Here is an 8,141-nt window from a genome sequence, read left to right on the forward strand (position 1 = left end):
AAAAACTGATGCTAGCATCAGTTTTTCTTTATTACATTTTTTCTGAAATTTCAGCAAGGCTAGCAACAACTGCTTCCTTTTGATTTTCAATCAAATTCACGCGAGCTTCAATTTGCTTGATTCCCATCTTGATTGAACGACCAAGTCCAAGAATATCAAGTTTTGGTTCAAAGAATGCTTTGTATTCAGCCAATTTTTCAGCTGTTTTAAAGACATTTGCTGGGTAAATAACAAACTTGTCAAAGCTCATGTCGCCACCGAGTTTTTCTTTAACCCATTCCCAATTTTCTTTAGCCCAAGCCCATGCGGTATCTTGACTGAAGTCTTTGTTTAAGACACGCAAGTACCATGATGAGATATCTTGAGGTTTGATGATTTCGCCATCTTTCATGTCTTTAAGAATGAGAGCTGTGATTTCTGGATCTTTAGCGTTTGCTACAGCAGCAGAAAGTTCGCCTTTGTATTCAGCAACACTCGTTTTCACGTAAGTGCCGATAAATGATTTAACCAAAGCCATGTCGTTTTTCGTTTTGATTTCATTGCTCAAAACAATCAAACGAATGTCAGCAGGAATTGTTTCCATCTTGTCAGCGTGTGCAGCAAAAATTTCACTTGCTTTCGCTTTTGCTTCTGCATTGTCAGCAGCAATCATCTTGTTCAACACGAGACCACGTTGTGTTTCATCATCTGAACTTTCGCCAACGATTTTTTCCCAACCAAGTCGAGCATAATCTTTACTGAACAAGGCATCTACTGTCTTATGGAAGTCTTTTTCTGCGCTTGAGTCTTCATCAACGAACAATTCAACATCTGCAATCACTTGGTTCAGGGCTTGCGAAACGATGTAAGATTTTTCATCTGTAAAGTATGGCAATAATTTAACTACTTCAGCATAAGAAATCACTTCACCTTTGGCCAAATTCTTACGGTCTTGCAAGATTTGGAATTTAGTGATTTCGTCAAGTTCTGTCAGTGCTGACACAAGTTCTTCCAACAATGATGCTTCATAATTAACCACATAGTGTGCGGCATTTTGATCATTCAAGCGGAAAGCCACACCTTTATTGGCTGCTTTCAAGCTAGCAAAGCCTGCTACACGCACTTCACGTTCACCAAGAACATCTGGTAAACCAGTCCATGAACTGTTAAGTGGCACTTGCCACAAGCGTCCAACTTCTTCGCCTTCACCAATGAAGAATTGTTTTTGTGAAAGGACAAGTTCGTCGCCTTCAACACGAACATCAACCACTGGATAACCAGGTTGATCAAGCCATGAACTCATAAGGCCAGCAACATCTTTTCCTGACGTTTCAGAAAGGGCAACCCACAAGTCATTTCCGACAGTGTTACCGTATTTGTGTGTTTCAAAGTAATTGTGCAAACCAGCTGAGAAATCAGTATCGCCAAGCCATTTGCGGAGCATCACCATGAGACGCGCTCCTTTGGCATAAACGATTGCTGGGTCAAACAAAGTATTGATTTCGTCTGGGTGTGTTACTTCAACGTGGACAGATTGAACACCGTCAGTTGCATCACGGTTCAAAGCCATGTTTGCTTCAACGATTGAGAAGTGATTCCAAATGTCCCATTCAGGATGCAAGGCATCACAAGCAACGTATTCCATCATGTTGGCAAATGATTCATTGAGCCACAAATCATCCCACCATTTCATTGTAACTAAGTCGCCAAACCATTGGTGAGCAAGTTCGTGACAGATAACAGATGCCACATATTGTTTGCTTGCTGCTGTCGCATTGTCTGGGTCAACGAGCATACAAACTTCACGATAAGTGATACAGCCCCAGTTTTCCATTGCTCCAGCAGAGAAGTCAGGCAAGGCAACGTTCCAACTGTGTGCAAGTGGGTATGGTGTCTTGAAGTAATCTTCATAGAATTCAATACATTTTGTTGCAATTTCAAGCGGGAAATCAAGTGCTTCTGGTTTATGTGCTTTCGTTGAGAATGTCCCAACAGTGACACCTGATTTTGTTTTCGCTGTCTTGTATTGCATATCGCCAAAGACAAAGGCAAGCAAATATGAACTCATTTTTACAGTACGTTCAAAGACGTGAATGCCTTCAATGTTAAGCAATTCAGGCATGTTAGAAATGATTGTATCGCCTGGTTCTTCGTCAAATTTGACAGACAAATCAAAAGTTGCTTTTGCTTCAGGTTCATCGATTGATGGGAAGGCTTGACGTGCAAAATGGCTTTCAAATTGCGTACCAATAAGCATTTTCTTTTCGCCATTCACTTCGTAATATGAAGGGTAAATTCCCATCATGTTATCTGTGATTTTGCCTTCATATTCAAATAAAATTGTGACATTTCCTGTAGTTCCAACGCCAACAACAACTTCTTCATTTTCATAATCATTCATAAAATTGGTATCAACGCTAAAGACGCGAACATTGTGGATATGCAAATCTTTCGCATGGAAATAGACGTTTTCGCCTTTTGCTTCCCCTTTGATTGCGACTTGACCTTTAAAAGTCTTTGTTTTGCGGTCAATATCAAGGAAAATCTTGTAGTTTTCTGGCACAAATGTGTCAATAAGGTGTTTTACAGCCATAATTTCTCCTATTTTTCAGTATTAACTTAATTATATCAAATTGAGTACAAAATTTCGAGTACTGACAAATGTAATTTATAAAAAGACAAAAAATGCCCCGAAGGACATTTTTTATTTTGTTGCTGCTAGAGCTGCCTCATAGTTTGGTTCATCAGTAATCTCAGTCAAAATTTCGTGATAAGTAATCTGACCCGCTTTGACAACGAACGTTGCACGCGCAAGTTTGCCGCTCATTTCTCCGTCAGTCATCAGCAAACCGTAAGCTCGTCCAAAATCTCCGTTGTCAGAAAGGACTGTCATGTCAACACCTTCCGCTGCACACCAGTTTTTTTGTTGGTCTTTCGTATTGTTAGAAATACTCAAAAAATCAATCTCATGATGTTTGCTGGCTTCAAGATTAAAATGCTTGGTCTGCAAAGAACAAACACGCGTATTGATGTCAGGGAAAACACTGATAAGAACTGGTTTTGTCAGCTCTGACAAGCGAATGGTTTGACCTGCTAAATCTGTCAAAGCAAAATCAGGTGCAGCTCCTTCAATAACTGGGTTGATTGTCGTTAATTTTTCTCCGTGGCGCTTCAAATCAAATGACATGTTATTCCTCATTTTTCTATTATTTTATTATATTTCTATCATAACATTTTAAAAAATCTTAAAATAGAAATATGCTCATTTATTTATTTTCAGAAATTATTTAATTTTCTCTCATTTTTTGATATACTTGTTTTGAAAGTGATACAGAATATGGAAAAATGGATTTTAACTGCAGATCAAGTCAAAATACACTATCAACTTTGCGGGCGTGGCCCTGTCATGATCTTTTTGCATGGAAATTCTCAATCCATGAAAGTTTTTAAGAAACAAGTCGCTTATTTTTCAAAATTCTACACCTGTTTAACGATTGATACCAGGGCTCATGGTCAAAGTATTTTTTTAGGCGAACGCATGACTTTTCGTGATCTTTCAGAAGATGTTTTTAGTATTTTGGACAAAGAAAACATCAAAAAAGCAACTTTGCTCGGTTTTAGTGATGGGGCAAATACAGCCATGCTCCTCGCTGCTTTACAGCCCGAGCGGTTTACCGAACTCATTCTCAACGCTGGAAACCTTAATTTCAATGGGCTTTATTCTATTCTGCGTTTTATCTTCTCTTTTATCAATCGAATAAAAAACTGGTTCAAAATCAAGAGTCCAACATTGGAGCTGTTGACAGAAGATACGGGACTTGATTTGACTGATTTGTCTCAGATTTCGGCAAAAACACTGGTCTTGATTGGTCAGTTTGACGTGATCAAATACGGTCACGCGCGGGCAATCAAAAATGCCATTCCACATGCCAAACTCATCATTGCCCCATTTGCTTCTCATCTCTTTTTTAGAACGCAACCACATCGCTTTAATAGAATTGTAAGTCATTTTCTTAAGGCTGTCAGCACTGACAAACACTAACCCTATTCAAATTTTTATTTTAATATGTTAGAATTATGTTATGACAAATATACAATTATCTTTTGCCGAACTTACAGATTTAGACGACATCATGACTGTGGAAACGAGCTGTTTCACTGCTGACGAAGCTTCTTCTCGGGCATCAATGCTTGAGCGGATTGAAAAGAATGCTGATACTTTCATTGTAGCAAGAGACATGGACAAAAATGGCCAAGTGATTGGTATGATTGTTGGCCCAACATCAAGCAATCGCTACATCACAGATGATTTATTTGTCCGTTCTGACAAAAACAAAGCCTCTGATAAATTTCAAACTGTCACCAGTCTTGCCGTACTGAAAGAGTATCGCAAACACAAAATTGCCAGTCGTTTAATCAAAAAATTGATTGAAGTCAGCAAAGCCAGCAACCGAGAGCTCATTAGTTTAACTTGCCTCAAGTTTCTCATTCCATATTATGAAAAACAAGGCTTTACCAATGAAGGACGCTCTGAGTCGCAACTTGCAGGCGAAGTCTGGTACAACATGACTTATCAGCTCTGACAATAAAAAAACACCTCGATTTTCTCACTCGAAGTGTTTTTTATTTCTCAAATTCAAAGACACGCAAATCGCCCTTGTTACTTTCAAACAAGGCAGAATGAATGGTCAACTTGATAAGCGCCATTTTTGCTGCATTTTCATGAAGCGAACGAATTTTTGGCTCATTTGTAAGCTCTGACAGGATTTGTTCGCCCTCAAATATCTCTGCTGTCACTCGATTTGAGGACAAGCGGCAATCTCCCGCCGCATGATTAAACCAGCTCGTAAAGCTGACCGCACTGTTTTGCTCAATTATCTTAAGTTTTGACGCCCGTTTATCCGATACCATGTACCACACATTTTCCGCATGCTCCGATTGAAGGTAGCTCATGATACTTGTTGATGAATTTCCATTTTGACTATAACTCAAGACAATATAACCTGGCAATTCTTTCAATATCTTAGAAAATTCTCCCCCGTCAGCCTGACTTCCAACCGTATTTTCCTTTTTCTTCGCCTTAAGCACTGTCAAAGCCACAAGTGGCAAAATCAAGATAAGATAAGCAAGCAGCACTGACAGAATGACTGTCAACCAAGAATATCCCGCAAAATTTGTAGAAACAAGTCCTAACAGAACTGCTGCAGAAATCAAAAAAATAAGGAATAATTGCATAAAACGTTTAAAATACATTTTTTCTCCATTTCTAATCACTTTTATTTTATCACAAAATAAAGCTCTCGGAATTTAAAAATAAAAAAAGCCGACATTCCTGTCAGCTTTTCTTTTATTTACTTACTAAATTTGCAAAAATCATACGACCAGCCGATGTTTGAAGGACTTTATCGACTTCAACTAAAACTGTCTTGTCAATCATTTTGGCAGTGTCCTCAATGACAATCATTGTGCCATCTGGCAAATATGCCACGCCTTGTTGACGTTCTGACCCTTCACGAATGATTTGTACGCGAATTTGTTCCCCAACAACCAGTTGTGTTTTAACCGCATTTGCCAAATCATTGATATTCAAAACGCGAACGCCTTGAATCTCAGCAACCTTATTCAAATTAAAGTCATTTGTGACCAATTTAGCACCCGTTTCGCTTGCATAACGCAACAACTTGGTGTCAACTTCATGAACATCCGTATAATCTTTGTTTGAAATTTCAACATTGTCAAATTCTTTCAAGGCATTGACCAAATCCAATCCTCGACGTCCTTTGGCACGTTTTAAACTGTCTGAACTATCAGAAATGGTCTGAAGTTCAAGCAAAACAAAGTTCGGAACAATGACTTTATCAGAAATAAATCCCGTTTTCAAAACGTCTAAAATTCGACCGTCAATAACTGAACTCGTATCCAATAAAATAGCATGTTCTACGACTGGCTCAGTTTTTTCAGCAGCTTCTTCTTCAACAATGGCTTCTTTTCTTCTTCTCAGAAGAACACGAAAGATTTCTTCTCCTCGCTTATCAAAAATCATGTATCCCAGATAAACGAAAATTAAAATCAATAAAAATGGAACAAGGGAATTCAAGATTGGAATGTTCAATCGACCAAGAGGAATTGACCCCAAAACACCGACCAAAAGTCCCAAAATTGCTCCGATAAAATTATAAACCAATTTTGATAAATTAAGATTTGTAATTTTAGCTTCCAAACGTTTCAAACCACGTAACATCTTTCCTGAAACCAAAAACGAAAGAATAAGAAAAATAAGTGCACCAACTAAACCGTCAAAAATGCCGTGATCCAAGATTGTATTGCTTTGCCCAATTGCGTTCCCAAGAACTGGTAAAAGGGTAATCCCTAAGGAAGCACCTACAATCATCATCAATAGATGAATAACCCAACGACGCATATTCAACCTCCCATATTTTATTTTGGCGTTCGCCATAAATTCATTATAACATAAGAGTTTAAATTTATCTTATTTTACTTTAACCAAAGACTAATTTTAGACATTCGCTTAAAGTAGTCACACCAATGACCTTGATATGCTCTGGAATTTCAAGCCCCAAAAGTGAATTTTTCGGTGCATAAACCTTTTTAAAGCCCAATTTACTTGCCTCATTCAACCGTTGTTCAATCCTTGTCACCCGTCGAATTTCGCCCGTCAAACCAATTTCACCAATGAAACATTCATCTGCGCCCGTTGGCATTTCTTTATAACTTGATGCAATCGCAACGGCAACCGCAAGGTCAATCGCTGGTTCGTCCAATTTGACACCACCTGCTGATTTCAGATAGGCATCTTGATTTTGCATCATCAAACCTGCTCGCTTTTCAAGCACTGCAATAATCAAACTAATCCGGTTGAAATCAAGTCCTGCTGTTGTTCGTTTTGCATTACCAAACATGGTTGGTGTGGTCAAAGCCTGAATTTCCACCAAAATAGGTCGCGTGCCTTCTAATGCACATACAATTGCTGAGCCAGTTGATCCTTCAAGCCTTTCCTCCAAGAACACTTCCGACGGATTAGTTACTTCTATCAAGCCTTGCCCCTGCATCTCAAAAATTCCAATTTCATTGGTCGAACCAAAACGATTTTTGACAGCTCGTAAAATACGAAAAGTATTATTCCGTTCCCCTTCAAAATATAAAACGGTATCTACCATATGTTCAAGCATACGAGGCCCCGCCAATGTTCCCTCTTTTGTGACATGGCCTACGATAAATGTCGCAATATTATTGGTCTTGGCGATTTGCATCAATTCACCCGTTACTTCACGCACTTGGCTGACAGAGCCTTGAGTCCCTGGAAGTTCTGGAGACATGATGGTTTGAATCGAATCAATAATTAAAAAATTCGGCTGCAAACGTTCAACTTCTGCCCGAATGACTTGCATATTGGTTTCAGCATAAAGATAAAAGTCACTGTCAATATCGCCAAGTCTTTCCGCTCGCAATTTGATTTGTTGGGCTGATTCTTCCCCGCTGACATAAAGCACACGACCACGTGAGGCAAGCTGCGTTGACACCTGCAAAAGCAATGTTGACTTCCCAATGCCTGGATCACCACCAATCAACACTAAACTTCCGGGTACAATTCCTCCCCCTAGCACGCGATTGAATTCGTCAAGATCTGTCTCAACTCTGGGTGTTTCAAATAACTCAACTTCATCAAGTTTCATGGGCTTAGAACGCTCACCTGAAACAGAAATGCGGGCATGCTTGACCTCAGCAATTTCTACTTCTTCAACAAATGAACTCCACTCGCCACAATTTGGACATCTTCCCAAGTAAGATGCAGATTTATAACTGCAATTTTGACATAAAAATGTTGATGATTTTTTCTTAGCCATTTGACCCTCTATTTTTAATACGTATTTATTTTCAAATTGTAACAAAAAAGCGGAAATCCGCTTTTTCTTCTCCTCTTATTTTATCATATTTTCACAAAGAGCACAAAATCCGATGGCCGGAAATGGGGAAATTAAAAGTCCAGAATTAAATCTGGACTTTTTTTATTTTAGGCAAATTGCAAATTTAATCTAGCCACCCTGTAACATCTGAAAAGGTGTCTGATACTTGAACATTTTTCTTGGATAGTGATTCATCCAAGTTTCAATACGAGCGACTTCATTCGAAGTCGTTTTTGT

General features: G+C 38.8%; 7 protein-coding genes. 2 read left to right on the top strand and 5 right to left on the bottom strand.

Annotated features, from left to right (window positions below; translation table 11 throughout):
- Positions 1 to 31: 31 nt before the first annotated feature.
- Both GHI45_RS09160 and GHI45_RS09165 read right to left on the bottom strand, forming a co-directional pair.
- Positions 32 to 2,572 (bottom strand): M1 family metallopeptidase, encoded by a 2,541-nt coding sequence (locus tag GHI45_RS09160; protein ID WP_147780440.1) that lies wholly within the window; start codon positions 2,570 to 2,572, stop codon positions 32 to 34.
- Positions 2,573 to 2,683: 111 nt separating this feature from the next.
- Positions 2,684 to 3,166, bottom strand: coding sequence for a peroxiredoxin (locus GHI45_RS09165; RefSeq protein WP_147780447.1), 483 nt, complete (start codon positions 3,164 to 3,166; stop codon positions 2,684 to 2,686).
- Between the two features lie 150 nt (positions 3,167 to 3,316).
- On the opposite strand from GHI45_RS09165, the gene GHI45_RS09170 reads away from it, so the two are divergent.
- Positions 3,317 to 4,021 (top strand): alpha/beta fold hydrolase, encoded by a 705-nt coding sequence (locus GHI45_RS09170; RefSeq protein ID WP_147780441.1) that lies wholly within the window; start codon positions 3,317 to 3,319, stop codon positions 4,019 to 4,021.
- Between the two features lie 40 nt (positions 4,022 to 4,061).
- Positions 4,062 to 4,562 (top strand): GNAT family N-acetyltransferase, encoded by a 501-nt coding sequence (locus GHI45_RS09175; RefSeq protein WP_147780442.1) that lies wholly within the window; start codon positions 4,062 to 4,064, stop codon positions 4,560 to 4,562.
- Between the two features lie 40 nt (positions 4,563 to 4,602).
- Here GHI45_RS09175 and GHI45_RS09180 read toward each other — a convergent pair whose 3' ends face one another.
- From GHI45_RS09180 to radA, 3 genes are all read right to left on the bottom strand, one after another.
- Entirely contained in the window at positions 4,603 to 5,232 is a 630-nt protein-coding gene (locus GHI45_RS09180) for a pyridoxamine 5'-phosphate oxidase family protein (protein ID WP_147780443.1), read from the bottom strand.
- A 94-nt stretch (positions 5,233 to 5,326) separates the two neighbouring features.
- Positions 5,327 to 6,400, bottom strand: coding sequence for a PIN/TRAM domain-containing protein (locus tag GHI45_RS09185; protein WP_147780444.1), 1,074 nt, complete (start codon positions 6,398 to 6,400; stop codon positions 5,327 to 5,329).
- A gap of 79 nt (positions 6,401 to 6,479) precedes the next feature.
- A complete protein-coding gene (gene radA / locus GHI45_RS09190; protein WP_147780445.1) occupies positions 6,480 to 7,844 on the bottom strand; it encodes a DNA repair protein RadA in 1,365 nt (454 codons plus the stop codon).
- Positions 7,845 to 8,141: the final 297 nt, after the last annotated feature.

Origin of the sequence: Lactococcus sp. dk101, from assembly GCF_009601055.1 — a bacterium.
In the GTDB taxonomy this organism is placed as follows: Bacteria; Bacillota; Bacilli; order Lactobacillales; family Streptococcaceae; genus Lactococcus.

Coding starts and splice junctions, on each gene's coding strand:
- GHI45_RS09160 (WP_147780440.1), bottom strand. CDS start 2,572: ATGGCTGTAAAACACCTTATTGACACATTTGTGCCAGAAAACTACAAG.
- GHI45_RS09165 (WP_147780447.1), bottom strand. CDS start 3,166: ATGTCATTTGATTTGAAGCGCCACGGAGAAAAATTAACGACAATCAAC.
- GHI45_RS09170 (WP_147780441.1), top strand. CDS start 3,317: ATGGAAAAATGGATTTTAACTGCAGATCAAGTCAAAATACACTATCAA.
- GHI45_RS09175 (WP_147780442.1), top strand. CDS start 4,062: ATGACAAATATACAATTATCTTTTGCCGAACTTACAGATTTAGACGAC.
- GHI45_RS09180 (WP_147780443.1), bottom strand. CDS start 5,232: ATGTATTTTAAACGTTTTATGCAATTATTCCTTATTTTTTTGATTTCT.
- GHI45_RS09185 (WP_147780444.1), bottom strand. CDS start 6,400: ATGCGTCGTTGGGTTATTCATCTATTGATGATGATTGTAGGTGCTTCC.
- radA (WP_147780445.1), bottom strand. CDS start 7,844: ATGGCTAAGAAAAAATCATCAACATTTTTATGTCAAAATTGCAGTTAT.